Origin of the sequence: Micromonospora sp. NPDC049048, from assembly GCF_043197615.1 — a bacterium.
In the GTDB taxonomy this organism is placed as follows: Bacteria; Actinomycetota; Actinomycetes; order Mycobacteriales; family Micromonosporaceae; genus Micromonospora.
Map to the genome: position 1 here is coordinate 95,144 of NZ_JBICTM010000006.1, position 26,377 is coordinate 121,520.

Below are 26,377 nucleotides of genomic sequence, written 5' to 3' on the forward strand. Positions count from 1 at the left end.
AAGTAGTGGTGGCGCGGCCGGCAGGGGTCGCGTAGGAGGTAGGAGGCCCTTCCGTGTACGACGTGGTGCTGCTCACCCTCGGCTCGGAGCGCGACGCGCCCGGCGGGGCCTGCGGCAGTGGCGGCTGCTGCGGCGCGGCGCCTCAGAAGGGGGACGGCCCGGCCGACGCCCGCGCGACGGCAGACGCCGACGGCACCGCCACCGACGCCCGCGCGACGGCAGACGCCGACGGCACGACCACCGACGCCTGCGCCCCCGCCGACGGGCGCTGCGACACTCCACGGGTGCCGGTGCTGGCCTGCGCGGACGCGCTGACCGCCCGGGGTGCCCGGGTCGAGATGGTCACCGCCCGCTCGGACGCCGAGATCGACGAGGTGCTGGCCCGGTTCGACGGCCCGCCCCGCGCGGACGGCCTCACCTGGCCCGACCCGGACTCCAAGGTCCGGCTCGTGGTCGCCTCGGCAAGTGACGCCCAGTTGCGCGCCGTCGTGCGCCGGCTCGTCCGGCGGTACGCTCCGCCGCCCAGTCGCCGCCCCGACGACCTGCCCGACAACCGTACGGTGCCGGACCTGCCGCCCCTCGGCGTACTCCCGCTCGATCCGGCCCGGAGCACGACGCACCGTGACCTCGCGGCGCAGCTCGGGCTGCCCCGGGACCCGGCGGCGGTGGTCGCCGCGGTGCTGGACGGCGAGCCCCGCCGGCTCGACCTGCTGCGCAACGACGGTGGCTCGGTGACCCTGGACGGCGCGCTGTTCGGCGCCGCCGACGACAGCGGCCGGCCGCTGCACTGGCGGGCCCGGGTGGAGGTGGACGACGCCGTGCTCTCGAACGGCGACGACCCGCTGCTGGCCTGCGCGATCGGCAACGCCGGCGGGTACGCGAAGCTCGACGACGTGGCCCTGCTGGCCGGCCCCGACCCGACGGACGGGCTGGTCGAGGTGGCGGTGGCCGTCCCCGTGGTGACCCGCTCGAAGTGGGGCCGCAAGCGGGTGCGCCTGGAGGTACGACGTGCGCGGGGGCGGGCCGTGGCCGTGCTGCCCCGGGAGGGGAAGGTCCCGTTCCTCGACGACGGGGCCGAGGGCGAGCTGGGCCGGAAGCGGTCCTGGTGGACCGAACCGGGCGCCTGGGCAGTCTGGGCGAGCTGACCTCGGCGTCTCCGGTCCGACCGGCGCGGCCGGCCCGCGACGGCCGGCCGGACACGGCCACTGGGCCTATCCTCGGCAGGAGGAATGGGGAGGAACCGTGGTGGACGAGAACGTCGACCGGGTTTATGCGCCCGGCCAGCAGCCGATGCCGGAGCGGGACATCGAGCCGCTCTGGCCGCCGGACCAGATCGACGGCAGTGGCACACCGCCCTGGGCGTCGGCCGCCTCGCCCCCGCACCCCGTCCCGCCCCAGGGCCGGCCGGGGCACCCGCCCTCGCCGGCCGACTATCCCTCCCTGACAGCCGGAGTGCCGCACCCCGGCGCCGGAACCACCGCGCCGCAAAGCGCTGACACCGGCTGGTCGCCACCGCCGGGCACCGCCTCGGGGCCTCCGGGCTTCCCACCGGGCACCGCCTCGGGGCCTCCGGGCTTCCCACCGGGCACCGCCTCGGGGCCTCCGGGCTTCCCACCGGGCACCGCCTCGGGACCCCCACCGGGCACGGTCCCGGGCCCTCCGCCGGGCACCGCCCCGGGGGCCCCACCGGGCACGGGCTCGGGGTGGGCGCCGGACGCCTCGGCCTGGGCACCGCCGCCGCCCGCCGCGCAGGCCGCACCGGGCGCACCGGTTGGTCCGCCGGTCCCGACCGGGACGGGCGGAAGTCTGCCGGGAGCCGGTGCCGGCGGGGTACCGGTTCCCCGGACTCCGCAGACCGGGCCCGGCCGCGTGGACCTCGATATGCCCTTCAGCCTCGATCAGCCGGCCGCGCCCATCCCGGTCGCGTCCCCACGCCCCCTGGCCAGCGCCCGGACCGGCGTGGGCCTGGGCGGACCGGGCGCGGATCCCACCGGGCGGCGGGACGGCGCGCCGGCGGCCGCGGCTGGCTCCTCCTCCGCTGACCGGACGTCGGCCCACGACCCGGCGCCCGGCCCCGGCGGATCCGTCGGGCGGACTGACGCCCCTCACCCGATCGCCGACCCCGACGCCGACGCCGCGAAGGTCGACGACCCGGCGGAACCGGCGGAACCGTCCACGGGCGGCGTCGCTGCCGCCGGCCCGACGAACAGTGACTCGACGAACAGCGGCACGACAGGCATCAGCACGGCGAACAGCGGCCCGACGAACGGCGGCCCGACAGACATCAGCACGGCGAGCGGCGGCTCGACGAACGGCGGCACGACAGGCATCAGCACGGCGAACGGCGACGCGACCAACGGCGGCACGGCAGACATCAGTGCGGCCAACGGTGGCGCGGCGAACGGGAGTGCTGACAGTTCCGCGAGTGGTGGGGTCGGTGGATCCGCAGGCGGCGGTGCCGGCGGCGCGGCGACGGAGCATGCCGGTGGCCCGACGAACGGCAGTGCCGCCCGCCGCGTGAACGGGGGTGCCGGTAGCGCGGTGACCAGCGGCGGCCCGGCCCAGGGCGGGGCGCGGGTGCCCGCGACGTCGCCGTGGGCGCAGCCGCCGCAGCGACCCGCCGCAGCAGCCGTCGGCCCCGGGCCCGGCGCCGCCGACGAGGTGCCCACGCCCCAGCCCGCCGACCCTCGGCAGGACCGCCTCCAGCACGCCGTTCGGCCTGGCACCGCCCAGCCTGATCCCGCCGACCGGGGCCCGTTCCCGCAGGACCCGGCCGGGCAGGACGCGCCCGTCGCGCCAGCGACGGACCTCCGGGCCGACCCGGCGCCGGCCCAGCAGGACATCGGGCCTGGCCCGGCGGTACCCGGGCAGGACATCGGGCCCGACCCGGCGGCATCCGGGCAGGAGCTCGGGCCCGACCCGACGACGGCCCAGCAGGCCGCGCCCCCTGGGCCGTACCCGCCGCAGCAGGCGGGACCGTACCCGCCGCAGGCCGGGCAGTATCCGGCGCCGCAGGCCGGGCAGTATCCGCCGCAGCAGGCCGGACAGTATCCGCCGCAGCAGGCTGGGCCGTATCCCCCGCAGCCGGGCGTTCCGGCGCCGCCGGCCGGCCCGTACCCGCCCGGTTGGTATCCACCGCCCTGGCAGCAGGCCGCACCGGGAGGCCCCGCCCCGACCCCGCCGCAGGCGTACCAACCGGCGGAGGGGGTCACCGCGGTGCCGCCGGCACAGCCCGACCCGCACTGGCACCCGGCGATCACCGATCCGCCGACGGCGGAGGACTTCGCCCGCCGCCGGCAGGTCCGGCCCGCCGACCCGGTGGCCACGATGGGCGTACGGGCGGTGGCGAACCGGATGGGGCTGCGACTGCCGCCGGGGCGGCACGAGCAGGAGCTGCGGCGCGACATCGAGACGGTACGCCGCAACTTCGGCGGGCTGCGCCAGGTGACCGTGGTGAACCCGAAGGGTGGCGCGGGCAAGACGGTGGCCATCCTGCTGCTGGCGATGACGTTCGGCCAGAAGCGCGGCGGCTACGTGCTGGCCTGGGACAACAACGAGACCCAGGGCACCCTCGGGATGCGCGCCCAGCAGGACTTCCACTCCCGTACGGTGCGCGACATGCTGCGGGACCTCGGGCAGTTCCAGGGCGCGCACGGCCGGGTGGGCGACCTGTCGCAGTACGTGCGCTCGCAGGGCGAGGGGATGTTCGACGTCCTCGCCTCGGACGAGTCGGCCACCGGCGGCGAGATGCTCACCGCCGCCGCGTTCGCCGAGATCCGCGAGGTGGTCAGCCGGTTCTACAAGCTGATCTTCGTGGACACCGGCAACAACGTCCGGGCCCAGAACTGGCAGGCCGCAATGGACGCCACCGACCAACTGGTGGTCACCATGTCGGCCAGGAACGACTCGGCGGAGACGGCCGCCCGGATGCTGGACCACCTGGAGCAGAGCGGCCGGCAGCGGCTGGTCCGGCAGGCGGTCACCGTGGTCTCCATGCCGCCGTCGCGCAAGGAGATCGACCTGCCGGCGATCCAGGAGCACTTCGCGGCCCGTACGCGGGCGGTGCTGCTCGCGCCGTACGAGCGGCTCATCGACACCGGCGAGCCGATCCGGTACGGCGGGCTCTCCGCAGCCACCCGCGACGCCTGGCTGAAGATCGCCGCCTCCGTCGCGGAGGGGTTGTAGGCGCGCGGCTCGTGGCTCCGACGGGCCGACCGCCGGGCGGAACTGACGCCGCGCCGGCCGTCGGCCCGGACGTCAGTTGCTCGCGAGCGCGTCCGCGGCGGCCGGGTCGCAGTCGCGGAGGAACTGCGCGCAGCGGGCCGCCTCGTCGGCCTCGCCGATCTCGTCGGCGGCCCGGGAGAGCACGTAGAGGCAGCGCAGGAAGCCCTGGTTCGGCTCGTGCGACCACGGCACCGGACCGAAGCCCTTCCAGCCGCTGCGGCGCAGCTGGTCCAGGCCCCGGTGGTAGCCGGTGCGGGCGTAGGCGTACGCCGGAATGACCTGACCGGCGGCGAGAGCCCGCGCGGCCAGCGCACCCCAGCCGGCGCTGTAGGTCGGGAAGCGCGCCGCGACCTCGGCGTACGCCTCGTCGCTGCTCGCCTTCTCGGCGGCGGCCAGCGCGGCGTCGGCCTCGTCGTGCGCGGGGAGGAGGGTGGCCGGTGGTTCTGGCAACAGGTTCTGCATCGCCCCATTCAACCCGCTTCGCTCCTGGGCGCGCGAGGGGGTTGGGTGAGCCGGCTGGCTGAACGGCTGAGGAGTTGGTCACGCCTGCGGCCCATGCCCCCGGCCGATACTTTCGACTACAACTATTGGTCCGGAGCCTCCCCAGGACCGGGTACTGCGGAAGCCCGGTGGCCACGGCCGCCGGGCTTCCGTCGGTCCGGCGCCCATGCGCGGGTTTGGCCGGTTGACCCGGCGGGGCAGGATGGCCAGGGTGCCGACCCCACCTCCCGCGGACGTCATCGAGCCGCACACCTGCACAGACGAGATCGAGACGCGCGCCGAGTTCGACCGGCGGTTGACCACCCGCAGCCTGGTCGGGCTGACCGTGCAGGGGCTGCGGCTCGACCTCGACCCCGTCCCCGACCTCACCGACGTCGTGGTGACCGGCACCCTCTTCGTGGGCTGCCGTTTCGCCTCCCGCGAGGTCGGTGCCGACCTGGTCCGGCGCGGCGCGAACGTGGTGCCGCCGTTCTCCGGGCTGCCCTACCCGACCCAGCCGTCCCACCTCTACACGCCGGAGGACCTCGCCGCGGGCTTCGCCGAGGGCGGGTTCGCCGGGATGTACGACACCCGCGTCTACGAGCACTTCCGGTCGCACGGCGGGGCGCTGCCGGACGTCCGGGAGGCGCTCGGGCAGCGGCTGCACGACCACGGCGTGGACAACGCGCTGGCCGATGCCACCCGCGCCTGGCTGGCCACCCACGGGCCGCAGTCGGTGGTCGGCATCATGGGCGGGCACGCGGTGCCGCGCGGCAGCGCGCCGTACCGGACGGCGGCGGTGCTGGGCTGGGAGCTGGCCCGGGCCGACCGGCTGGTGGTGACCGGCGGGGGCCCGGGGGTGATGGAGGCCGCCAACCTGGGCGCCCACCTCGCGCTGCGGCCGGCCGAGGACCTGGACGCCGCGATCGACCTGCTCGCCACGGCGCCGGACTTCACCGACCACGACCGCTACACGGCGGTGGCGCTGCGGGTCCGCGAGCTCTACGGCCGGCCGGTCGCGTTGCCGCAGCCCCGGGGCGCGGACCCCGGCAGCGTCTCCCGGGCCGACTCGGCGCAGTTGGCCGGCGGCGACGTGGACTGGGCCCGCGCCGGCGGGCTGGCCATCCCGACCTGGCTGTACGGGCACGAGCCGGCGAACCTGTTCGCCGGTCGGATCGCCAAGTACTTCTCGAACGCCATCCGCGAGGACACCATCCTGCGGCTGGCCCGGGGCGGGATCGTGTTCGCCCCGGGGCGGGCGGGCACCGTGCAGGAGGTGTTCCAGGCCGCCACCAAGACCTACTACGGCACCGACGGGGCCAGCGGCGCGTACGTCTTCCTGGACCGCGCGTACTGGACCGAGGAACTTCCGGTGGAGTCACTGCTGCGGCCGTTGCTGGGCACCTCGCCGTTCGGCGACCTGTCGAACTCCGTGCACCTCACCGACGACGTCCACGAGGCCGTCCGGGTGCTCACCGCCGGGTAGGCGAGGGGCCCACCAACCGGACGACGGCCGGCCCCCGGGTGGGGAGCCGGCCGTCGGCGGTACGCGTCAGGGCGTCACTTCGCGAGCGTGGTGCCCGTCGAGCGCAGGTGCTCGCAGGCCTCCGCGACCCGGGCGGCCATGCCGGCCTCGGCGGCCTTGCCCCAGACCCGCGGGTCGTACATCTTCTTGTTGCCGACCTCGCCGTCCACCTTGAGCACGCCGTCGTAGTTGCGGAACATGTGGTCCGCGACGGGCCGGGAGAAGGTGTACTGGGTGTCGGTGTCGATGTTCATCTTCACCACGCCGTAGTCCAGCGCCTCGCGGATCTCGGAGAGCAGCGAGCCGGAACCGCCGTGGAAGACCAGGCTGAGCGGCTTCTCCTTGCCGTACTTGGCGCCGACGGCCTCCTGGATCTGGTTGAGGATCTCGGGGCGGAGCTTCACGTTGCCCGGCTTGTAGACGCCGTGCACGTTGCCGAAGGTCAGCGCCGCCATGTAGCGGCCCTTCTCGCCCAGGCCGAGCGCCTCGACCATGGCCAGGCCGTCCTCGACGGTGGTGTAGAGCTTGTCGTTGATGGCGTTCTCGACGCCGTCCTCCTCGCCGCCGACCACGCCGACCTCGATCTCGAGGACGATCTTGGCCTCGGCGGCCCGGTCCAGCAGCTCGGCCGCGATCTGCAGGTTCTCCGCCACCGGTACGGCCGAGCCGTCCCACATGTGCGACTGGAACAGCGGCTCCTGGCCGGCGGCCACCCGCTCCTTGGAGATCTGCATGAGCGGCCGGACGAACTTGTCCAGCTTCTCCTGCGGGCAGTGGTCGGTGTGCAGGGCGATGTTGACCGGGTACTTCTTCGCGACCTCGTGCGCGTACGCGGCGAACGCCACCGCGCCGGTGACCATGTCCTTCACCGAGGGGCCGGAGAGGTATTCGGCGCCACCGGTCGAGACCTGGATGATGCCGTCGCTCTCCGCGTCGGCGAAGCCCTTCAGCGCCGCGTTCAGGGTCTGCGAGGACGTCACGTTGATCGCGGGGTACGCGTACCGGCCGGCCTTGGCACGGTCCAGCATCTCCGCGTAGGTCTCCGGGGAAGCGATGGGCATGTCGAACGCTCCTTACTTACCGCTCTCGGCCGTCACCGGCCGCTGTTGTCCCTGGGTGCGCCGGACCGCGCTGTCCACCGTCGGCAGTATCCCGTAGAAGAGCGCTGCCGGCACAACCGACCCGGTACGCGCCCGGTCCGTGGCCGCCGCTTCACCGCCCCTCCCACCTGTCGGGCACGGCGACGCTGATCAGCCAGGTCACCACGGCCATCACGATGGCCCCCCAGAACGCGGCCCAGAAACCGTCCACGTGGAACGGCAGGCTCAGCGCCCGGGCGATCCAGTCGGTCAGCAGGAACAGCAGGGCGTTGACGACCAGGGCGAACAGGCCGAGGGTGAGCAGGTAGAAGACGCAGCCGAAGACCTTGATCAGCGGCTTGAGCACCGCGTTCACCACGCCGAAGATCAACGCCACGACGACGAGCGTGAGGGCGTTGTCGGCACCGGACCGGCCGCTCACCTCCACCCCGGGCACGATCAGCGTGGTTATCCACAGCGCGACGGCGGTGATCGCCAACCGGATCAGGAAGCCCACGGCCCCATCCTGGCACCGGGGGCACCGGCCGGTGGGGCGATTCGGTCGACTCGGCTTCCGAGCGGCCGGCGGTCGCAGCCCGTACGGTGTGTGGGGAACTGTCCGCCGAGATCCCGGGAGGGACTGATATGGGTCAGCCCGAAGAGGACTTCGCACCCAGCGACCACCTCAGCCCCGAGGAGCGCGACATGGAGGCGGAGCCGGCCGACGCGGTCGAGCAGGCAGCCGTGGTCGCCCCCGGCGACGCCGACGCCGAGCCGCACCGTGGCCTGGAGGTCGGCGACTGGGACGCGATGGAGCAGGCCCGGGTGGCCGCCGTCGACGAGGACGAGTACCGCTGATCCGTACGCGGGCCGGACGGCTCGCCCGATCCGTCCGGCCGTGCGTCAGCGGGTGCGGTTGACCTGGTCCGGATGCCGCGCCGCCCACTGCGCCAACCGGTCCTCCCGCAACGCCGCGAGGAACGCCGGGGCTTGCTCCGGATCCGGTAACAGCCGCCAGCCGACGCCCTCCGGCGGCCCGACCGGAAGGCTGAGCCCGACCGGGTCGACGGACTTCAGCGCCGGAAGCACCCTCAGCAGGTCCACGAGAGATGTGCCATCGCCGCCCGTCATCAGGTCCGCGCCGACGATGTCGGCCAGGGCGAGGAGTCTGCCGGGACTGGTCAGCACGCCCTGTTCACCGGCCCGACGGATCAGCCCGGCGGCGAAGAGCTGCGCGTGCCGGTCCCGGTCGAGCCCGCCCTCGGGCAGTCCCCGCCGCTGCCGCAACAGGTCGACCGAGGCGGCGCCGTCGAGCCGCTGGCAGCCGGTCGGGAAGACCCGCTCGGTGTGGATGGAGCGCACCTCACCCGGCAGGCAGACCTCCACGCCGTGGACCTCGTCGGTGAGCCGACGCAGCACCGGGTAGGTGAGCACCGCGCCGGCGTCCACGCGTACGCCGGTCAGGTCGGTGACCACCCGGCGGGTCAGCTCGTAGCCACGCTTCAGGTCGGGCCGGCCGGCGCCGGCGCCGTACCCGAAGGCGGCGGTGAGCTTGTCGGTCCCGTGACCGGGAATCGGCACCGTCAGGTCGCGGGGCAGTGAGATGAGGTACGGCCGGCTGCGGTCCGCCGGGATGTGCAGCAGCAGTACGGAGTCCGCCATCCGGGCAGGCTCCTTCGCCGAGCCGTCCGCGCCGAGCAGCAGGATGTTCAACGCGTCCGTCGGTGCCGGCTCTGCGGGCTCGGCGAGCAGGGTGGCATCGTCGGCGACCCGGTCGGGCGTGAGCTGCGCTACCCCGATTCCCAGCACGCCGAGCAGGGCCAGGGCGGCACCGCCGGCCTGGATCCGCAGCCGGCGACGGCGACGGGCAGCCGCGAGCCGGTCGATGGCGGACCGCAGCGGGCCGGCGGGCGGGGCCAGGGCTTCGTGCCGGGCGAAGGCGGCGCGAAGGTCGTCCTCGATCACGATCGGGCCTCCACGTATTCGGCGCGCAGCGTGGTCAGGGCGCGGGAGATGGACGAGCGGACGGTCCCGACAGCGCAGCCGAGGATGTCGGCGATCTCCGCGTCGGGCAGGTCCTCGTAGTAGCGCAGCACCAGCGTGGCCCGCTGCCGGCGTGGCAGCCGCGACAGCCAGGACCAGATCTGGTCCCGCTCCACGGCGTGCTGGGCATGGTCGACCGGCGCCGGCACCGCCTCGTCGGGGTCGGCGCGTAGCAGCACCCGACGCATCCAGGAGCCCCGCCGCCAGTCGACGTACTGGTTGGTCAGCATCCGGCGGACGTAACGCTCAGGCGAGTCGGCGCGAACCACCCGACGCCAGTTGAGCTGGACCCGAACCATGGTGTCCTGCACCAGGTCCTGTGCCTGGTGCGGGTCGCCGGTCAGCATGACCGCGTACCGCAGCAGCGCGGCCAGCCGTGAGTCGGCGAACTCCTCGTACGTCACTGCACCTCCCGGACTCCTGCTCCTGATGACGGATGTGGGCGGCCGGAACATTGCGGCGATCCTGGTCAGCCATTCGGTCGATGTTCGGCCGCCGGAGGCGGACCGGGCAGCACGAGTCTTTAGGAATCCTTAAGATCCGCTGGCCACTCCTGGCAATCCCACGGGAGGAACCCCCAATGCTCAAGCACTCCACTCGGCGCTGGCTGGCCGGGCTGGGCGTCGCAGGCGCGCTCGTCGCCGCCTCCGCCAGTCCCGCGTCCGCCGAGGACACCGACGTCGAGCTCGGCGTCTACTTCAGCGACCTGACCATCGCGGCCGGATCCGAGGGCAAGTTCGAATCGCCCCTCATGTTCGCCTCCGAGCCAGTCACCGTGTTCGGCCTGACGGCCCGGTTCGACTACCGCGACTTCGCGGACAAGGTGCAGGTCAAGTCTGAGTTCGACTCCGAGTGCACCTCGCCGGAGGCGGGCGTCCTCGTCTGCACGGACCCCTTCGAGCACGACCTGTACGACTGGGCCTCCGGCTACTTCAACGTGGCGGTCGTGCCCACGGCGGAGGCGAAGGACGGTGACGCCGGCAAGCTCAAGGTGACGGTGAGCGCCGACGGTCTGGCGCCGACGAGCCACACGTCGCAGATCCGCATCGGTGAGGGCGTCGACCTCGCCGGCGGGCCGGAGGTGAAGGTCTCCGCGGCGCCGGGCAGTCGGTTCACCGCCCCGATCGTGCTCGGCAACGCCGGTCAGACCACCGCCGAGGGTGCCGTCGCCGTCTTCGACAACGACCACGCGATCCGCGCCGACAAGCGTCACAGCAACTGCACCTACGAGGACGGATACCTCCGCACCTGCCGGTTCTCGGACAACGTGGCCCCGGGGGCCATCCACTCCGGCTCGATGGCGTACCAACTGGGCGCGGACACCTACGCCCCGGGCAGGGACTACGGCTACTACAACTGGATGACCGTCGCCGAGTTCGAGGACTTCAGCAAGTACCTCACCGACAACGGTTACTCGGTCGGTGAGCCCGGCGACGGTGCGGCCCTGAGCCTCTCGGCCCCGAACGTCCGGGCCCGCTCGTCCCAGGTCGACATCAACCCGGAGAACAACTGGTCGAGCATGGTGGTCACCGCCACCGGCAAGAACGGCACCGACCTCGGCGCCGTCGGCGACTCGGTGAAGGGGAAGGCGGGCGAGCGGGTCACCGCAACCGTCGGATTCCGCAACAACGGTCCCGCCACCCTCGACTACCAGCGCGGCGGGTCCTCCGTGACCTACATGGAGGTCGCGGTTCCCGAGGGCACCACCGTGGTCGACGCCCCCGACGAGTGCATGCCCGTGAAGGGCGAGGATCGGGGCGAGCCGGGCGAGCCGGGCGCCCGTACCTACTTCTGCTACGCCCAGCCGCTCCTCAAGGCCGGCGACGCGGAGACCTTCGAGTTCGGACTTCGGATCGACAAGGTCGTCGCCAACGCGACGGGCACCGTCGACATCAACATCCCGTGCCAGTGCGACGGGGGCTTCTACGAGGATCTGAAGCCGGCCAACGACACCGCCAAGATCCTGGTGAACGCGTCCGGCGACGGAGGCGGCAACGGAGGCGGTGACGGTGACGGTGACGGCGGCAGCCTGCCGATCACCGGTGAGTCCACCGGCCTGATCGCCGGCATCGGCGGGCTGCTGCTCGTCGCCGGCGTCGGCGGCTACCTGGTGGCCAAGCGCCGCAGGACCCGCTTCGTCGCCTGATCCACCCGCACCACCGGTGCCCCGCCGACCCCAGGCCGGCGGGGCACCGCCACATCCAGCCCCCACACCACCCCAAAACCCACCTGCACAAGCACCCCACCAGACACCCACCCAGACGGCACGCGCCCCACCAGACGGCACGCGCCCCACCCACCTACGGCCGAGATCCCGGACGAACCGAAACCACGACGGGTTTCCGGGGAGCCCCGCCCGCGCAGGGATCAAGCCTGACCGCCCGGAGCGGGCGGGGCTCCCCGGAAACCACCACCGCAACCGAGAAAACGGGACGACGCAAGATCGACGCAGCTGACACCATTGGGCGCGTGCTGCTCACCCTGACCACCACGCACCGGCCGGCGACCGACCTCGGGCATCTGCTGGTCAAGCATCCCGACCGGGCGCACTCCTTCGACGTGCCGGTCGGCACCGCGCACGTGTTCTACCCGGAGGCGGACGAGCAGCGCTGCACCGCCGCCCTGCTGCTCGACGTCGATCCGCTGCGGCTGGCCGGCGCGCGGGGCAAGGGCGGAGGCCGGCAGCAGGCCCCGACCCCCGACAGCTTCACCCTCGGGCGGTACGTCAACGACCGGCCCTACGCGGCGTCGAGCCTGCTCTCCTCCGCGCTGTCGCGGGTGTACCGCTCGGCCCTGCGCGGCGAGTCCCGCGAGCGCCCCGAGCTGGCCCGTACGCCGATCCCGCTGGAGGTGCGGGTGCCGGTGCTGCGCTGCCGGGGCGGCGCGGACGTGGCGGGCCGGCTGTTCGGCCCCCTCGGCTGGACGGTGACCGCCACCGGAATCCCGCTCGACGAGCGACACCCGGAGTGGGGCGACAGTCGGTACGTCGACCTGACGCTGACCGGCACGCTGCGGGTCGCCGACGCGCTCAACCACCTCTACGTCCTGCTGCCGGTGCTGGACGACGCGAAGCACTACTGGGTGGCCCCGGACGAGGTCGACAAGCTGATCCGGGCCGGCGAGGGCTGGCTGGCCGACCACCCGGAGCGAGGCGTGATCGTCCGCCGCTACCTGGCGCACCGGCGGGCGCTGGCCGGGCTGGCCCTGGCCCGTCTCGCCGAGCGGCAGCCCACCGACGAACCCGTCGCGGACGGGCCGGCCGGCGACGGAGAGGAGCCCGGCGACGGAACGCAGGTCGACGGGGGTGTCGACGACACCGGCGGGGAGCTGGTTGCGCGCCGGGCGTCGCTGGCCGCGCGACGGCGGGAGGCGGTGCTCGGCGCGCTGGTCGAGGCGGGTGCGAGCCGGGTGCTGGACCTCGGCTGCGGCGGCGGGGCCCTGCTCGCCGCGTTGGTCGGCGACCGCCGGTTCACCGAGATCGTGGGCACCGACGTGTCGGCGCACGCGCTGACCCTGGCCGCCCGGCGGCTGGGGCTGGACCGGCTGCCCGAGCGGCAGCGGGACCGCATCCGGCTCTGGCAGTCGGCGCTCACCTACCGGGACGACCGGCTGCGCGGGTACGACGCGGCGGTGCTGATGGAGGTGATCGAGCACGTGGACCCGTCCCGGCTGCCGGCGCTGGAGGACGCCGTACTCGGTCACGCCCGGCCGGCGACCGTCGTGGTGACCACGCCGAACGTCGAGTACAACGTGCGCTACGAGGGGCTGCCCGCCGGGCGGTTCCGGCACGCCGACCACCGCTTCGAGTGGACCCGCGCGGAGTTCGCCGCCTGGGTCGACCGGGTGTCCACCACGTACGGCTACACGGCCGCGCTCGGCGGCGTCGGCGACGACGATCCCGAGGTCGGCACCCCCACCCAGCTCGTCGTGCTGACCCGGAAGGAGACCCCGTGACCGTCCTCGACATCCCCGAGCTGGCCCTGGTCGCACTCGTCGGCGTCTCCGGTTCCGGCAAGTCCACCTTCGCGAGCCGGCACTTCGCGCCCAGCCAGGTGCTCTCCTCGGACGCGTTCCGGGCGATGGTGGCCGACGACGAGAACGACCAGTCCGCCTCCGCCGACGCGTTCGAGGCGCTGCACCACGTCGCCGCGACACGGCTGCGCCGGGGCCGGCTGACGGTGGTCGACGCGACCAACCTCCAGCCGCACGCCCGGGCCGCTCTGGTGCGGGTGGCCCGCGAGCATGACGTGCTGCCGGTGGCCGTCGTGCTGGACGTGCCCGAGGCGCTGGCCTGGGAACGCACCGAGGGCCGCGCCGACCGCACCTTCGGCCGGCAGGTGCTCGCCCGGATGCAGCGCGACCTGCGCCGGTCGTACAAGCTGTTGGCCCGGGAGGGCTTCCGCAAGGTGCACGTGCTGCGCGGCGTCGAGGAGATCGACGCGGCCGAGATCCGCTACGAGAAGCTGTTCAACGACCGGCGGGAGCTGACCGGGCCGTTCGACATCGTCGGCGACGTGCACGGCTGCCGCGCCGAGTTGGAGACGCTGCTCCTCCGGCTCGGTTGGGAGCTGCGCCGCGACGAGCGGGGCCGGCCGGTGGACGCGACGCACCCGTCGGGGCGTACCGCCGTCTTCGTCGGTGACCTGGTGGACCGCGGCCCGGACTCCCCCGGCGTGCTCCGCCTGGTGATGGGCATGGTGGCCGCCGGGCACGCGATCTGCGTGCCGGGCAACCACGAGCAGAAGCTGCTGCGCCGGCTACGCGGGCAGAACGTGCGGCTCACCTACGGGCTGGCCGAGACGATGGAGCAGCTGGCGGCGGAGCCGGATGCCTTCGTGGCCGGGGTGGCGACCTTCATCGACGGCCTGACCAGCCACTACGTGCTGGACGGCGGGCGGCTGGTGGTCGCGCACGCCGGGTTGAAGGAGGCCTACCAGGGCCGCGCGTCGGGCCGGGTCCGCGCGTTCGCGCTCTACGGCGAGACGACGGGCGAGACCGACGAGTACGGGCTGCCGGTGCGCTACCCGTGGGCGCAGGACTACCGGGGTTCGGCGACGGTGGTCTACGGGCACACGCCCACCCCGACGCCGACGTGGGTGAACAACACCATCTGCATCGACACCGGCTGCGTCTTCGGCGGCCGACTCACCGCGCTGCGCTACCCGGAGCGGGAGCTGGTCTCGGTGCCGGCGGAGCGGGAGTGGTACGCGCCGTCCCGCCCGTTGACCGCCGCGCCGTCCCGACCCGACGAGGTGCTGGAGCTGACCGACGTGGTCGGCCGGCGGCACGTCGAGCACGCGTACGGGTCGCTGACCGTGCCGGCGGAGAACGCCGCCGCCGCGCTGGAGGTGATGAGCCGCTTCGCGGTCGACCCGCGCTGGCTGGCCTGGCTGCCGCCGACGATGGCGCCCTGCTCGACGGCCAGGGCGGACGGCTTCCTGGAGCACCCGGCGCAGGCGTTCGCCGACTACCGCGCGGCGGGCGTGGACCGGGTGGTCTGCGAGGAGAAGCACATGGGGTCGCGGGCGGTGGTGCTGGTCTGCCGGGACCCCGACGGCGGGCCGTTCGGTCCGGGCGGCGGCGTGGTGCACACGCGTACCGGGCGGCCGTTCTTCGGCGCGCCGCTCGACACCGAGCTGCTCGACCGGGTGCGCGCGGCGGTCGGCGGGGCGGGGCTCTGGGCCGAGCTGGAGACCGACTGGCTGCTGCTCGACTGCGAGCTGCTGCCCTGGTCGGCGAAGGCGGGCGGGCTGATCCGCGAGCAGTACGCCGGCGTCGGCGCCGCCGGCCGGGCCGCGCTCCCGGCGGCGTTGGCGGCGCTGGAGGCGGCGGCCGGTCGGGGCCTGCCGGTGGACGGGCTGCGGGACCGGATGGCCCGCCGCCGCGACGAGATCCTGGCCTACTCGGACGCCTACCGGGCGTACGTGGGGCCGACCGACGGGCTGCGCGGGGTGACCCTGGCCCCGTTCGCGGTGCTGGCCGGCGCGAAGGCCAGCTACGCCGACCGGGACCACGGCTGGCACCTGGGGTTGGCCGACCGGCTCTGCGCCGCCGACCCGGAGTTCTTCACGCCGACCCGCAGGCAGGTCGTCGACCTGGCCGATCCGGCCGCCGAGGCGGAGGCCACGCAGTGGTGGCTGGCGCTGACGGCGGCCGGCGGCGAGGGCATGGTCGTGAAGCCGTACGCCGGCCCTGCCGCCCGCAGCGAGCGGGGTTCGCTGCTCCAGCCGGGCATCAAGTGCCGGGGACGGGAGTACCTGCGGATCATCTACGGTCCGGGGTACGACGAGCCGGAGCAGCTCGACGTCCTGCGCCGCCGGTCGCTGGGGCGCAAGCGGGGGCTGGCGCTGCGCGAGCACGGGCTGGGGCTGGCGGCGTTGGACGCGCTGGTCGCCGGTGCTCCGGTGTGGCGCCGGCACGAGCTGGTCTTCGCGATCCTGGCCTGTGAGTCGGAGCCGGTCGATCCCCGGCTGTGACACCGCCCGGCGGGTGCCGGCCGTCGGTGGTCGCGGGTAGGGTCGCCGGCCATGACGTACGAGGCGTTCTACGAGCCGGCGGGCGACGGCCGGTTCGTTGCCACCCCGGCGACCGCCGGCCCGTGGGATGCGGCCGCCCAGCACGCCGGCCCGCCGTCGGCACTGCTCGCCCGCGCGCTCGCCGGGCACGACCCGGTCGACGGCCAGCTCCTCACCCGGGTGTCGGTGGACATCCTGCGCCCGGTGCCGGTGGCGGAGCTGACGCTGCGGGTGCGTACGGTCCGGGCGGGCCGGCGGATCACCCTCGTGGAGGGGGTCGCGGAGGCCGGTGGGCAGGAGGTGCTGCACGCCCGGGGCTGGCGCATCCTGGCTTCGGCCGAGCCGACGCCCGCGACGGCCGACGACGGGCCGCCGGTGCCGGGGCCGGACGCGGGCACCGAGCCGGAGTACTGGGCCGCCGCGCACTCCGCCGGTTACCTGTCGGCCATGCAGTGGCGTTTCGTCTCCGGCGGGTTCGCCGAACCGGGGCCGGCCCGGGTGTGGGCACGGCCCCGGATCCCGTTGCTGCCCGGCGAGCCCGTCCGCCCGGCGGAGCTGGCGCTGCTGGTGGCGGATTCGGGCAGCGGGGTCAGCGCGCGCCTGGACCTGGCCCGTTGGCTGTTCGTGAACGTCGACCTGACGGTGACCCTGCACCGGCCGCCGCGCGGCGAGTGGCTCCTGCTCGATTCGGCCACCACGATCGGGCCGCACGGTTCCGGTGTCGCGGCGAGCCGGCTGGCGGACGCCGACGGCACCGTGGGCGGCGCGGTACAGACGCTCCTCGTCGCACCCCGCTGAGGCGGCGGGCGGGCCGGGCTGGTTCCGCCCACGCCGCCCGGACAGGCCGGCTCCGCCTCGCGCGCTGTGACGTCGAGCACCGGGCGGGCAGGCCAGCCACCTAGACTACGGACGTTCCGTCACCGACCGGCATACATCGGAGGTCGCCTCGTGCCGACGCCCACCACCACCCTGGCCCTGGGGCCGAGCTGGCTCGATCCAGAGGTGTTGATCTCGACGTTCGGGCTGATCGGCATCCTGGTGATCGTCTTCGCCGAGTCCGGCCTGCTGATCGGGTTCTTCCTGCCGGGCGACTCGCTGCTGTTCACGGCGGGGCTGCTCACCGCGGACGGGAAGTACATCACCTACCCGCTGTGGCTGGTCTGCCTGCTCATCACCATCGCGGCGATCGCCGGCGACCAGGTCGGGTACGCGTTCGGCCGCAAGGTCGGCCCGGCGCTGTTCCGCCGCCCGAACTCGAGACTGTTCAAGCAGGAGAACGTGCTCAAGGCGCACGACTTCTTCGAGAAGTACGGCGCGCGCTCCATCGTGCTGGCCCGGTTCGTGCCGATCGTGCGGACGTTCACGCCGATCGTGGCGGGGGTCAGCCGGATGAACTACCGCACGTTCGTCATCTACAACGTGATCGGCGGAGTGCTCTGGGGCACGGGCGTCACCGTGCTCGGCTACTTCCTCGGCCAGATCCCGTTCGTCAAGGCGAACATCGAGATGATCCTGATCGGCATCGTGCTGGTCTCGGTCGTGCCGATCGCCGTCGAGCTGCTCCGGGCGCGGATGGCCGCCAGGCGCGGCACCACGCCGCAGGAGCAGGCCGCCGCCGAGGAGGCGATCCGGGAGACCCGCGAGCACTACGGCAAGCACTGACCGACCGACCGTCCGGTGCCGTCCCTGGTCGGGGAGGGCACCGGACGACCGGTGAAGGTCAGCGCGCCTTCTTGGTGGCGCGCTTGCGAGGCGGGGTCAGCAGATCGGCGATCGTGGCGATCGCCGTCGGCACCAGCCGGTAGTAGGCCCAGACACCGCGCTTCTCCCGCTCCAGCAAGCCGGCCTCGGTGAGGATACGCAGGTGGTGACTGACCGTCGGCTGCGAGAGGCCGAGAGGCGCGGTCAGGTCGCACACGCACGCCTCGCCCTCGGGGGCCGACTGGATCAGGCTGAGCAGCCGAAGACGAGCAGGGTCGGCGAGGGCCTTGAGGACCCCCGCGAGCCGCTCGGCATCGGCACGTTCGATCGGCTCGCCGGCAAGCGGCGAGATCTGAGGCATAGTCATTTCAGCCAACGCAGTTCCCACGTATTCCATCCTTCCACCAGCAGCATCGATCCGCCTGCATATCGGCGGATCCGAATCGGCAGACTTTCACGCCACAAGGCCGAGGTCAGCCAACGTAAAGGCCGCCCGATACGGCAATCCGGCGGCTCGCACCGCGTCGCCGGCGCCTCGATCAACAATAACCGCCACACCCACGATCTCGGCCCCGACCTCGCGAAGGGCCTCGATCGCCGTCAACACACTTCCTCCGGTCGTGGAGGTGTCCTCGACCGCCAACACCCGCCGACCGGCCACGTCCGGCCCTTCGATCCGGCGCTGGAGCCCGTGCGCCTTGCCCGCCTTGCGGACCACGAACGCGTCCAGCGGGCGACCGACCCGGGACGCGGCGTGCAGCATCGACATCGCCACCGGATCGGCGCCGAGAGTCAGCCCGCCCACCGCGTCGTACTCCCAGTCGGCCGTCAGGTCACGCATCACGCGCCCCACCAACGGAGCGGCCTGGTGATGGAGCGTGACGCGACGGAGATCGACATACCAGTCGGCCTCGCGGCCGGAGGAGAGCACCACCCGGCCGTGGACCACTGCCAGGTCAGTGATGAATTTACGCAGGTCGTCGTGGTCCCCCATGCCGATAGAGGGTACTGCTCAAGTCTGGGAGCCGGGTGTCGGGTCCACCCGGATCAGCCCTGGGAGCGACCGGCGGGCGGCGAGAACCGGCTACGCTGAGCGACCGTTCAGCCGGACATAGCGGACTATTGACGAGGGCCGACGGATCGCGTCGGCTCCGCTCCGGCGCTCAGCCGTTGTCGCGGCCGATCCGGCCCCGGGTGTCCCGGGACACCGCCTCCAGCAGCCGCCGGGGCGCGTGCCGCAGCCCCGCCACGGCGAGCTTGTACTTCCACGCCGGAACGCTGACCAGCTTGCCTTTCCGCAGGTCACGAAGGGATTCGTCGACCACGTCGTCGGCCCGCAGCCACATCCACTCCGGTGTCTTCGACATGTTGATGCCGGCGCGCTCGTGGAACTCCGTACGCGTGTAGCCGGGGCAGAGCGCCATCACGCGTACGCCGAAGGGCCGGGCGGACTGGCCGACGGACTCGCTGAAGTTGGTGACCCACGCCTTGCTGGCGGAGTATGTCGAACCCGGCATGACCGCGCCGAAGCCCGCCACCGAAGAGACATTTATCACTGCCCCGGAGCGCCGCTCGGTCATCGGACGCAGGGCCGCGAGGGTCAACCGCAGCACGGCGTGCACGTTGAGCCGCAGCAACCGCACCTCGTCCTCGGCGGACGACCGCAGGAACGGGGTGTTCAGGCTGATCCCGGCGTTGTTCACCAGCAACTCGACGGGCGACCCCTCGGCCAGCCGCCGCTCCACCGTCGCGCAACCGTCGTCCGTGGACAGGTCGGCCGGGATCGTCTCGACCTCCCGGCCGTACCGCCCGGTCAGCTCGTCGGCCGTCGCGGCCAGCCGGGCCGCGTCCCGCGCCACCAGCACCAGGTGCCAGCCGTCGGCGGCCAGCCGGCGGGCGAAGGCGGCACCGATGCCCGCGGTCGCCCCGGTGATCAGGGCCCGCCGCTCGCCGGTCGACTCATCGAGCGTCACGGGCTGTCCTCACCTCGGCGGGTACGGGGGCGCGGGAGGCGCCCCGGGCGGCTGGTACGGGGGCGGAGCGGGCGGCGACGCGGGCGACGCCGGGGGATGGTGCGGGGCGGACGGCGGGTGGTGGTGCGGGGGCGGAACGGGGTGCCGGCGGAACCATGCCTTCGCCGCCGGCAGTGCCAGCAGCACGGCTACCACAAGGTAACCGAGCACCTGGCCGACGGAAAGCCCCGCCCCCAGCGGGATCCACCAGGACGGGTACGCCTCGGCGAGGAGGCCGAAGAGCTCCGCCGTCGCGCGGTCGTTCCCGCCCGATCCCAGCGGGGTGACTCGCTGGCCGACCAGCAGCGCGAGCCCGCAGCACCCGGCGATCAGTCCCAGCCCCGAGACCACCCAGGTCCCGGTGCGGGCGCCGTCCCGGCCGGCCCACAGGCCGAGGGCGAGACCGGCGAGGAGCAGTCCCGCGAGCAGGCTCACCACCGCCGTCAGCACGGTCGACGCGCCCAGCAGGGTGACCGTCCGGTCGATCTGGTCCGGGAGTGCCGAGGTGCCCGCCGCGGCGGCGCGGAACCGGTCGACGGTGCCGGGGCGTGTCGCCACACCGGCGGCGGCGTACGCGAGGGCGGCGACCGCCATCAGCGCCAGCACCGCCACGGCCACCGTGACCACGGCCGGACGGCGGGCCGGTGCCCGATCGGGGTACGACACGACGAGTCCCTCCGGTAGGTGTCGGGTTGCAACCTACTCGGAGGGACCGTCGGCGTCGCTGTTATCGATCGGTCAACTCACCGGCGGCGGGGTCGGACCGGGACGGTCCGAGCCGGGCTGATCGCCGCCCGGGTTCGTTCCCGGCTGGTCCCCGCCGGACGGCGCGGACGGCGGCTGGCTGCCCGGGGCCGGCGGGTGGCCCGGCTGGTCCGGGGCCTGCGGCTGCCCCGGCGCGGACGGATACCCCGGCGTGGACGGGTAGCCGGGCTGGCCGGTCTGCGGGTAACCCTGCTGACCGGGCTGCGGGTAACCGGGCTGACCCGGCTGGCCCGGCTGCGGGTAACCGGGCGTGGGCGGGTAGCCGGGCTGCCCGGTCTGCGGGTAGGCCGCACCGGGGACGGGCGGCTCCCAGGCCTGCTTCGGCTTGCGGAAGAACTCGTTGGCCTTCGGCAGCGCCAGCAGGATGAGCGCGGCGAGCAGCGCGAGCAGCCCGAGCACGCCGAGGAGGGTGGTGACCGGGTTGACCCAGCCGGGCAGCGCCTCGTCGAGGCGACGCTGGATCTCCTCCGGGCTCGGCCCGTTGCCGGTCGTCTGACCGGTGCCGACACCGCCGCCCAGCCCGCTGACCAGGCCACCGCCCGTGCAGCAGACCATGATGCCGCCGAGCACCCAGGTGGTGATCCGCGATCCGTTGCTGCCCTTGTTGTTGAACACGCCGAGCACGGCCAGCACGACCGCGAGCAGGAGCACGAAGACGGCCCCACCGACGGCGATCATCGTGGTGATGTCCGCCAGGTTCTGCGCGCCGTTGGCGTCGGTGCCCCGGTACGCGTCGTCGAGCGTCTTCGAGATGGTGCCGATGGTGGAGAGCGTGATGATGAGGCCGATCAGCTGGGTGAGCGCGAACAGCCACAGCAGGTACGTGGATATGGTCACCACACCCGGCCGGGTGCGGGCCGGCGTGTTGTGGGAATCGACCATGATTCTCCTTCCCTAGATCGCGGTCACACCGTATCCAGGTCGGGCCAGTCCGGCACGTCAGAACGACGTTGACCCGCCGGGACGGCGGCGATCGCGGGTCGCGGCCGGCGCCTCAGTAGCCGCGCCACTCCGCGCGGGCGTACTCCAGCACGTGCGGCTGGAGCAGGGTGGAGGCCGGCACGTCCACCCGGCGGCGGTCGGCCGGGAAGTTGCCGGCGGCGGAGAGCGTCGCCGCGTCGAGGAAGCGCAGCGCGGGCGCGTCCGGGGGCAGAGCCAGGGCGGGCGCGGTCGGGCCGGCGGCGGCCAGCAGGAATCCCCAGTCGCCGAAGGACGGCACGTCGACGTGGTACGGCGTGGTCGCGAAGCCCGCCTCGCGCAGCGACGCCTCGATCGACCAGTACGACCGGGGCGCGAAGTACGGCGAGCCGGACTGCACGACCAGCCGGGCGCCGTCGGCGAGCACCGCCCGCACCAGCGCGTAGAACTCGACCGTGTAGAGCTTGGCGGTGGCCGTCTCGTCGGGGTCGGGCAGGTCGGCCACCACCGCGTCGAACCGGTCGGCGGCGGTACGCAGCCAGGCGAACGCGTCGGCGTGCACCACCCGCACCCGGGGGTCGTCGAGCGCCCCGCCGTTGAGCCTGCGCAGCTGCGGCTCGCTGCGGGCCAACGCCACCACCGCCGGGTCCAGGTCCACGACGGTGATCCGCCGGACGTCGGGGTAGCGCAGCAGCTCGCGTACGGCGAGACCGTCCCCCGCGCCCAGCACCAGCACCTCGCCGCGCGGGCCGTTCAGCACCGGATGCACCAGCGCCTCGTGGTAGCGGTACTCGTCGACGGAGCTGAACTGGAGGTCGCCGTTGAGGAAGAGCCGCAGGTCGGTGCCGGTGTGCCCGGTCTCGGCGACCGAGCGGGTGAGCACGATCTCCTGGTACCGGCTGCGCTCGGCGTGCACCACCGGGTCCCGGTAGAGCTGCTGGCGGGCGGTCAGCTCGAAGTCGTGCGCGGTCACCCACGCGTACCCGAGGCTGAGGAGGACCACGACGCTGCCGGCGCCGAGCGCGACGCGCGCCCGGCGGCTCAGCTCCTGTCGGAAGACCGTGCAGACCAGGGCGAGCCCGGCGACGGCGTTGACGGCGCCGACCACCAGCGCGCCCTTGAGCAGGCCGAAGACCGGCAGCAGCAGGAACGGGAAGGCCAGCCCGCCGAGCAGCGCGCCGACGTAGTCGGCGGCGAACAGGTCCGCCACCGCGCTGCCGGCGGCCTGCTCCCGGATCCGTTGCAGCAGCACCATCAGCAGCGGGATCTCCGCGCCGATCAGCAGGCCGAGCACGAAGGCGGTGGCGACCAGCGCCGGGCCGTAGAGGTCCAGCCAGGCGAATGCCGCGTAGAGGCCGAGCACGGAGAGGCCGCCGAGCAGGGCCAGGGCCAGCTCGATCGCGGCGAACGCGGGGGCGGACCGGGGCTGCAACGGCTTGGCGGCGAGTGCCCCCACGCCCATCGCGAACACCATCACGCCGAGGACGATCGAGGCCTGCCCGACCGTGTCCCCGATCAGGTAGCTGCCGAGGGCGACCAGGGCCAGCTCGTAGACCAGGCCGCAGGCGGCGCAGACGAAGACGGCGACGAGCACCGCCGCGCGGGCCAGCCGCCACCGCGCGGGCGGTGCCGGCGCGTCGACGGTCACCGGCCCTCCGGCGTACGCCCGCGAGCCGGGACGGCCGTCGCCGATGCCTTCCCCTGCCCCCCGGCGCCCTTGCGGCGCTGGCGGCTGCGCTGCCAGAACCCGGCGGCGAACAGCAGCGCGGCGAACAGCAGCAGGCCGACCGCGGCGAGCAGGTAGCCCCAGCGGTCGCGCCAGAGGTCGCTACCGGCCTCGGGCAGCGGCGCCGGCTCGGCGGTCGCCGCCGTCGGGGTCGGTGCCGGATCGACCAGCCCCGCCTCGGCGGCGAGCAGCGGCAGGGAGACGGCCGCCCGGGTGACGGCCCAGCCGGGCTCGTCGACGAAGGCGTCCTCGGTCAGCCCGAGCCGTTCCAGCCCGTTCTCCATCTTCAGGCGGGTGCTGGCGGGGACGTCGTCGGACGTCTCCACCCGGACGCGGGCGAAGTCGTTGCTCTCGCTGCTCTCCGGGGTGTACGCGACCCGCGCGACCACCTGCACCCAGCGCGGACAGGCCGCGTTCTCCTCGACCGCCACCCCGTCGCCGAGGTTCGACCCGACGCTGAGGTCGGCGTATTCGTAGTAGTCCTGGAGCACCCAGCCGTAGCAGATGCCCTGGCTGGCGCTGGAGCGTTGCAGAATCGGCACGGTGTCGCCGCGTTCCTGCGAGGTCGGCGGCAGCACGTCGTCGCCTCCGTCGCGGCTGTTGAACACGCCGACGCCCACGCAGCACAGGACGACCACGCCGACGACCACCCAGACGGCCCAGCTACCGCTCTTGGTCGGGCCTCCGCCCGCCGGCCCGCCGGGCTGCTTCGCCGTCGTCATCAACTGATGGCGGCGGCGATGATCGCGCCGGTGGCGAGGTGCACGGTGGCGGAGACCCAGACCGCCGGGTGCGGCTGCTGGTCGACCAGGATCTCGCCGAGCTTGCCCGGCGTGGCCACGTCCAGCAGCACGAACGCCGCCGACATGATCACCAGGCCCAGGATCCCGTACGCGGACGCGCCGATGATGCCGAGCACGAAGTCGTCGTCGCTGGCGGCGATCGCGGCGACCACGATGATGCCCACGCCGGCCAGGTTGGAGGCGAGCAGCAGCGCGGCGTTGCGGTTGCGCTCGGTCCAGATCAGCTGGTTGAGCTTGCCAGGGGTGGCGAGGTCCACCAGGACGTAGCCGATGCCCATCAGCAGGACGCCGACCGCCCCGTAGGCGAGGGTGACCAGCAGATCGGTGACGAGGGTCTGCACAGGAGGCTCCAGGGTGAGGGGGGTCGGTGCGTCACTTGCCGCTGCCGGGGCCGCCGCCCCGGACGGTGTTGCCACGGCCCCAGCCCCAGTGGGAGCCGACCGTGGAGTGGTAGCGGGGATAGGCGGTGCGCATGTGCTCCAGCAGGATCACCGAGCCTGCGGCGATCGGCAGGATCACCACCGAGTCGTCGTCGTAGCGCAGGTAGACGCCGCTGCCGTCGACGTACTGGTCGGCCGGCTGCCACGCGTCGGTGACCTCCTTCGCCACCTGGCTCGGCGAACGGGGCGAGGTGTAGGCCACGGCGTTGCCGCCGATGTCCCGGCTCGCCGCCCGCGTGTACCGGTCCTCCACGAAGCCGCGCGCGGAGAAGCTGCCGTAGAAGATCGCGAAGGCGGCGACCAGCGCGCCGATGACGGCGAACGCGACCCCCACCACGAACCAGCGTCGGTACGTCATCGCAGTGCCACCACCGTCTCGGTCAGGACCAGCTCGTTGGTCTGGGGATACGCGTGCCAGGTGCGCCAGGCGAGGGTGCCGGCCGGCGGATCGGGGGTGACCGCCAGCGCGGTCACCGCGTCGACGTCGCCGGGGAACACCCCCACCAGCGCGTACGGGTCGTCGGCCAGGTCGGCGCGGAGGGCGGCGACCTGCTCGCTCAGCCCCGCGCCGGCGGGCCGCAGCACCGTCGCGGTGAAGTCGTAGCCGTTCGCCTCGTCGCGTACCGCCGGCGGCAGCTCGGGCGGGCGGCCGGGCAGGCAGGCGACCGTCTCGGTCAGCGCGGCGCCGGGCGCGTGCAGGACCACCTGGTGCGAGGCGCCGAGCAGGCGCAGCCGCAGCCGGACGCCGCCGGGCAGGTCGAGGTCGAGCACGTGCAGCGCGGGTCGCTCGACGTCGTCCAGCGCCAGGCTGAGGTCGGCGGCGCTGGTGTCGACGTACGGGGCGTCGAGGGTGACGAGCATCAGCTCACCCCGGACTGCGGGTAGATCATCACGTCCCCGCGGTGCAGCAGCTCGCCGAGCGCCACCTCCCAGCCCGCCTCGCCGTACGCCTCGAAGGAGAGCCGGGCGCCGCCGGGCGCCTGGTAGTCGTGGTACCGCATGGTGCCGGTCGGGTCGAGGCCGGTGTTGCCGACGGCGGTGAAGCGGGCCTGGCCGGACTCGTTCCAGTTGTAGCGGCGGCCGGCGAAGTCGAGGGTCGGGGCGCCCGGGGTGAGGGTGGCGCCCTGCTCGGCCCCCCAGAGCACCAGCTCCAGCTCCGGGTCCTCCTCGACGGAGAGCCAGCGCCGTACGCCGGCGGCGTCGTCGAGCAGGTGCTCGACCCAGCTCCAGCCACCCTCGACGAGGCGGATCGAGCCGCGCACCGCGTACGAGACGCCACGGATCTCGACGATGTCGCCGGGCTTCAGGCGTCGCGGGTCACCGCGCAACGCGTCGGCGTCCCGGTCCCGCAACGGGTCACCCGGTCCCTCGGCCCGCTGTGACGGGCGTGACTGCGACCGGTTCCAGGCCACCGCCGCCACGACCAGACCTGCCACCCCGACCAGGCAGCCCACCGCCGCCAGCAGGTACGCGAGCGTCCCGCTCAACCCGACCACCTCCCCAGGTACGTCGGCGGAGACGGTAACAACCCCGCGCACCTGGGGAAACCTGCTGTCGACTGAGTGAAGGGACAGTCACCCGGCGTACCCGTTCTCGGCGTGCCCGTGGGCCCGCTCCCGACCGGTGCCGGTCAGCCGCGGGAGAGGCGCTCGGCGGCGTACTCGCGCACGGTGGTGCGGCCCATGACGCAGCCGGCGAAGGTGCCGACCTCACCCCGGTCGTCGCCCAGCGCCGTCCAGGCGGCCCGCCCGGCCGCCCGGTCGACGTGCTCCAGCAGCGTGGCGGCGTAGACGCGGCCCGCCGGTGTCGCCTCCGCGAGCAGCCGGTCGAGTTGGCCGCGTACGCCCTCGGGGTCCTCGGCGAGTGCCGCCTCCACCCGCCGGTACGCCTCGGTCACCGGCAGCGTCGTCCCGGCGATGCCCACCCCACCGAAGGCCACCGTGTCCGCCTGCCGCAACTCGTCCAGCGCCGCCGCCACTTCCCGGTCGCGTCTCTTCCCGATCCCGAACATGCCCTGTCTCCTTCCCTCGCCGCGCGCCGCCCACCCTGTCGATCAAAAGGTTTACGCCCTCAACTGTGCGCCGCCCAGACGCGAACCTCTTGATCGACAGGGAACCGTCCCGGCCTGCGGCCCGACCGGGACGGC

Annotated in this window: 27 protein-coding genes; 9 read left to right on the forward strand and 18 right to left on the reverse strand. The window is 73.7% G+C overall.

Going from position 1 to position 26,377, the window contains the following annotated elements; all coding sequences use genetic code 11:
- Positions 1-53: 53 nt before the first annotated feature.
- Positions 54-1,145 carry a hypothetical protein gene (locus ACGFIG_RS20005; RefSeq protein ID WP_393004897.1) on the forward strand — a complete coding sequence of 364 codons (1,092 nt, stop codon included), beginning with the start codon at positions 54-56 and terminating at the stop codon, positions 1,143-1,145.
- 960 nt (positions 1,146-2,105) lie between these two features.
- Here ACGFIG_RS20005 and ACGFIG_RS20010 read toward each other — a convergent pair.
- Positions 2,106-2,375: a hypothetical protein gene (locus ACGFIG_RS20010; RefSeq protein WP_393005617.1), complete on the reverse strand. Its 270-nt coding sequence runs from the start codon at positions 2,373-2,375 to the stop codon at positions 2,106-2,108.
- On the opposite strand from ACGFIG_RS20010, the gene ACGFIG_RS20015 reads away from it, so the two are divergent.
- On the forward strand, positions 2,374-4,185 hold the full coding sequence (locus ACGFIG_RS20015; protein WP_393005578.1) for a chromosome partitioning protein: 1,812 nt from the start codon (positions 2,374-2,376) through the stop codon (positions 4,183-4,185). The two genes, ACGFIG_RS20010 and ACGFIG_RS20015, sit on opposite strands and share 2 nt — an antisense overlap.
- Before the next feature lie 72 nt (positions 4,186-4,257).
- Here the strand turns inward: ACGFIG_RS20015 and ACGFIG_RS20020 are convergent, their stop codons facing one another.
- Positions 4,258-4,686, reverse strand: a complete 429-nt coding sequence (locus ACGFIG_RS20020; protein WP_393004899.1) for a DUF3151 domain-containing protein — start codon at positions 4,684-4,686, stop codon at positions 4,258-4,260.
- Positions 4,687-4,936: 250 nt separating this feature from the next.
- Between ACGFIG_RS20020 and ACGFIG_RS20025 the strand changes: the two genes are divergently transcribed.
- Positions 4,937-6,190, forward strand: a complete 1,254-nt coding sequence (locus ACGFIG_RS20025) for an LOG family protein (RefSeq protein ID WP_393004901.1) — start codon at positions 4,937-4,939, stop codon at positions 6,188-6,190.
- A 74-nt stretch (positions 6,191-6,264) separates the two neighbouring features.
- Here the strand turns inward: ACGFIG_RS20025 and fbaA are convergent, their stop codons facing one another.
- Positions 6,265-7,290 (reverse strand): class II fructose-bisphosphate aldolase, encoded by a 1,026-nt coding sequence (fbaA, locus tag ACGFIG_RS20030; protein WP_393004903.1) that lies wholly within the window; start codon positions 7,288-7,290, stop codon positions 6,265-6,267.
- A gap of 151 nt (positions 7,291-7,441) precedes the next feature.
- Positions 7,442-7,825, reverse strand: coding sequence for a phage holin family protein (locus tag ACGFIG_RS20035; protein ID WP_393004905.1), 384 nt, complete (start codon positions 7,823-7,825; stop codon positions 7,442-7,444).
- A gap of 128 nt (positions 7,826-7,953) precedes the next feature.
- On the opposite strand from ACGFIG_RS20035, the gene ACGFIG_RS20040 reads away from it, so the two are divergent.
- The gene (locus tag ACGFIG_RS20040; protein ID WP_393004907.1) at positions 7,954-8,166 is read left to right on the forward strand and encodes a hypothetical protein; all 213 of its coding nucleotides are present in this window, start codon (positions 7,954-7,956) and stop codon (positions 8,164-8,166) included.
- Positions 8,167-8,211: 45 nt separating this feature from the next.
- On the opposite strand, the gene ACGFIG_RS20045 is transcribed toward ACGFIG_RS20040, so the two are convergent.
- Positions 8,212-9,273, reverse strand: coding sequence for an LCP family protein (locus tag ACGFIG_RS20045; protein ID WP_393004909.1), 1,062 nt, complete (start codon positions 9,271-9,273; stop codon positions 8,212-8,214).
- Entirely contained in the window at positions 9,270-9,755 is a 486-nt protein-coding gene (locus tag ACGFIG_RS20050; RefSeq protein ID WP_393004911.1) for a SigE family RNA polymerase sigma factor, read from the reverse strand. The genes ACGFIG_RS20045 and ACGFIG_RS20050 overlap by 4 nt, the downstream gene beginning before the upstream one ends.
- 176 nt (positions 9,756-9,931) lie before the next feature.
- Between ACGFIG_RS20050 and ACGFIG_RS20055 the strand changes: the two genes are divergently transcribed.
- From ACGFIG_RS20055 to ACGFIG_RS20075, 5 genes are all read left to right on the forward strand, one after another.
- Positions 9,932-11,497, forward strand: a complete 1,566-nt coding sequence (locus tag ACGFIG_RS20055) for an LPXTG cell wall anchor domain-containing protein (RefSeq protein ID WP_393004913.1) — start codon at positions 9,932-9,934, stop codon at positions 11,495-11,497.
- Between the two features lie 323 nt (positions 11,498-11,820).
- Complete coding sequence (locus ACGFIG_RS20060; RefSeq protein WP_393004915.1) at positions 11,821-13,305, forward strand: 3' terminal RNA ribose 2'-O-methyltransferase Hen1; 1,485 nt, start codon at positions 11,821-11,823, stop codon at positions 13,303-13,305.
- On the forward strand, positions 13,302-15,827 hold the full coding sequence (locus tag ACGFIG_RS20065; RefSeq protein WP_393004917.1) for a polynucleotide kinase-phosphatase: 2,526 nt from the start codon (positions 13,302-13,304) through the stop codon (positions 15,825-15,827). The genes ACGFIG_RS20060 and ACGFIG_RS20065 overlap by 4 nt, the downstream gene beginning before the upstream one ends.
- Positions 15,828-15,878: 51 nt before the next feature.
- Complete coding sequence (locus ACGFIG_RS20070; protein ID WP_393004919.1) at positions 15,879-16,664, forward strand: thioesterase family protein; 786 nt, start codon at positions 15,879-15,881, stop codon at positions 16,662-16,664.
- A gap of 150 nt (positions 16,665-16,814) precedes the next feature.
- A complete protein-coding gene (locus tag ACGFIG_RS20075; protein ID WP_393004921.1) occupies positions 16,815-17,528 on the forward strand; it encodes a DedA family protein in 714 nt (237 codons plus the stop codon).
- A 58-nt stretch (positions 17,529-17,586) separates the two neighbouring features.
- Here ACGFIG_RS20075 and ACGFIG_RS20080 read toward each other — a convergent pair whose 3' ends face one another.
- The 12 genes from ACGFIG_RS20080 to ACGFIG_RS20135 form a co-directional block, all read right to left on the reverse strand.
- Entirely contained in the window at positions 17,587-17,964 is a 378-nt protein-coding gene (locus ACGFIG_RS20080; protein ID WP_007073957.1) for a helix-turn-helix transcriptional regulator, read from the reverse strand.
- Between the two features lie 57 nt (positions 17,965-18,021).
- A complete protein-coding gene (gene pyrE, locus ACGFIG_RS20085) occupies positions 18,022-18,561 on the reverse strand; it encodes an orotate phosphoribosyltransferase (RefSeq protein ID WP_393004923.1) in 540 nt (179 codons plus the stop codon).
- Positions 18,562-18,730: 169 nt separating this feature from the next.
- Positions 18,731-19,540, reverse strand: a complete 810-nt coding sequence (locus tag ACGFIG_RS20090) for an SDR family NAD(P)-dependent oxidoreductase (protein ID WP_393004924.1) — start codon at positions 19,538-19,540, stop codon at positions 18,731-18,733.
- 9 nt (positions 19,541-19,549) lie between these two features.
- The gene (locus ACGFIG_RS20095) at positions 19,550-20,245 is read right to left on the reverse strand and encodes a hypothetical protein (protein WP_393004926.1); all 696 of its coding nucleotides are present in this window, start codon (positions 20,243-20,245) and stop codon (positions 19,550-19,552) included.
- 72 nt (positions 20,246-20,317) lie between these two features.
- Positions 20,318-21,226, reverse strand: a complete 909-nt coding sequence (locus ACGFIG_RS20100) for a hypothetical protein (protein WP_393004928.1) — start codon at positions 21,224-21,226, stop codon at positions 20,318-20,320.
- A 112-nt stretch (positions 21,227-21,338) separates the two neighbouring features.
- The gene (locus ACGFIG_RS20105; protein WP_393004930.1) at positions 21,339-22,910 is read right to left on the reverse strand and encodes a polyamine aminopropyltransferase; all 1,572 of its coding nucleotides are present in this window, start codon (positions 22,908-22,910) and stop codon (positions 21,339-21,341) included.
- Positions 22,907-23,710 (reverse strand): hypothetical protein, encoded by an 804-nt coding sequence (locus tag ACGFIG_RS20110; protein WP_393004932.1) that lies wholly within the window; start codon positions 23,708-23,710, stop codon positions 22,907-22,909. Before ACGFIG_RS20110 ends, ACGFIG_RS20105 begins: the two co-directional genes overlap by 4 nt.
- The gene (locus ACGFIG_RS20115; RefSeq protein ID WP_393004934.1) at positions 23,710-24,132 is read right to left on the reverse strand and encodes a DUF350 domain-containing protein; all 423 of its coding nucleotides are present in this window, start codon (positions 24,130-24,132) and stop codon (positions 23,710-23,712) included. The genes ACGFIG_RS20110 and ACGFIG_RS20115 overlap by 1 nt, the downstream gene beginning before the upstream one ends.
- Positions 24,133-24,163: 31 nt before the next feature.
- On the reverse strand, positions 24,164-24,589 hold the full coding sequence (locus ACGFIG_RS20120; RefSeq protein WP_393004936.1) for a DUF4247 domain-containing protein: 426 nt from the start codon (positions 24,587-24,589) through the stop codon (positions 24,164-24,166).
- Entirely contained in the window at positions 24,586-25,092 is a 507-nt protein-coding gene (locus ACGFIG_RS20125; RefSeq protein ID WP_393004938.1) for a DUF2617 family protein, read from the reverse strand. The genes ACGFIG_RS20120 and ACGFIG_RS20125 overlap by 4 nt, the downstream gene beginning before the upstream one ends.
- On the reverse strand, positions 25,092-25,718 hold the full coding sequence (locus ACGFIG_RS20130; RefSeq protein ID WP_393004940.1) for a DUF4178 domain-containing protein: 627 nt from the start codon (positions 25,716-25,718) through the stop codon (positions 25,092-25,094). Before ACGFIG_RS20130 ends, ACGFIG_RS20125 begins: the two co-directional genes overlap by 1 nt.
- A 143-nt stretch (positions 25,719-25,861) precedes the next feature.
- The gene (locus ACGFIG_RS20135) at positions 25,862-26,242 is read right to left on the reverse strand and encodes a hypothetical protein (RefSeq protein WP_393004942.1); all 381 of its coding nucleotides are present in this window, start codon (positions 26,240-26,242) and stop codon (positions 25,862-25,864) included.
- Positions 26,243-26,377 lie beyond the last annotated feature (135 nt).

Bases quoted from the DNA above. Each gene is read 5' to 3' on its own strand.
- ACGFIG_RS20135 (WP_393004942.1), bottom strand. From the start codon at position 26,242: ATGTTCGGGATCGGGAAGAGACGCGACCGGGAAGTGGCGGCGGCGCTG.
- ACGFIG_RS20120 (WP_393004936.1), bottom strand. From the start codon at position 24,589: ATGACGTACCGACGCTGGTTCGTGGTGGGGGTCGCGTTCGCCGTCATC.
- ACGFIG_RS20080 (WP_007073957.1), bottom strand. From the start codon at position 17,964: ATGGAATACGTGGGAACTGCGTTGGCTGAAATGACTATGCCTCAGATC.
- ACGFIG_RS20110 (WP_393004932.1), bottom strand. From the start codon at position 23,710: ATGACGACGGCGAAGCAGCCCGGCGGGCCGGCGGGCGGAGGCCCGACC.
- ACGFIG_RS20020 (WP_393004899.1), bottom strand. From the start codon at position 4,686: ATGCAGAACCTGTTGCCAGAACCACCGGCCACCCTCCTCCCCGCGCAC.
- ACGFIG_RS20010 (WP_393005617.1), bottom strand. From the start codon at position 2,375: ATGTCTGCCGTGCCGCCGTTGGTCGCGTCGCCGTTCGCCGTGCTGATG.
- ACGFIG_RS20125 (WP_393004938.1), bottom strand. From the start codon at position 25,092: ATGCTCGTCACCCTCGACGCCCCGTACGTCGACACCAGCGCCGCCGAC.
- ACGFIG_RS20040 (WP_393004907.1), top strand. From the start codon at position 7,954: ATGGGTCAGCCCGAAGAGGACTTCGCACCCAGCGACCACCTCAGCCCC.
- ACGFIG_RS20070 (WP_393004919.1), top strand. From the start codon at position 15,879: ATGACGTACGAGGCGTTCTACGAGCCGGCGGGCGACGGCCGGTTCGTT.
- ACGFIG_RS20055 (WP_393004913.1), top strand. From the start codon at position 9,932: ATGCTCAAGCACTCCACTCGGCGCTGGCTGGCCGGGCTGGGCGTCGCA.
- pyrE (WP_393004923.1), bottom strand. From the start codon at position 18,561: ATGGGGGACCACGACGACCTGCGTAAATTCATCACTGACCTGGCAGTG.
- fbaA (WP_393004903.1), bottom strand. From the start codon at position 7,290: ATGCCCATCGCTTCCCCGGAGACCTACGCGGAGATGCTGGACCGTGCC.
- ACGFIG_RS20100 (WP_393004928.1), bottom strand. From the start codon at position 21,226: ATGGTCGATTCCCACAACACGCCGGCCCGCACCCGGCCGGGTGTGGTG.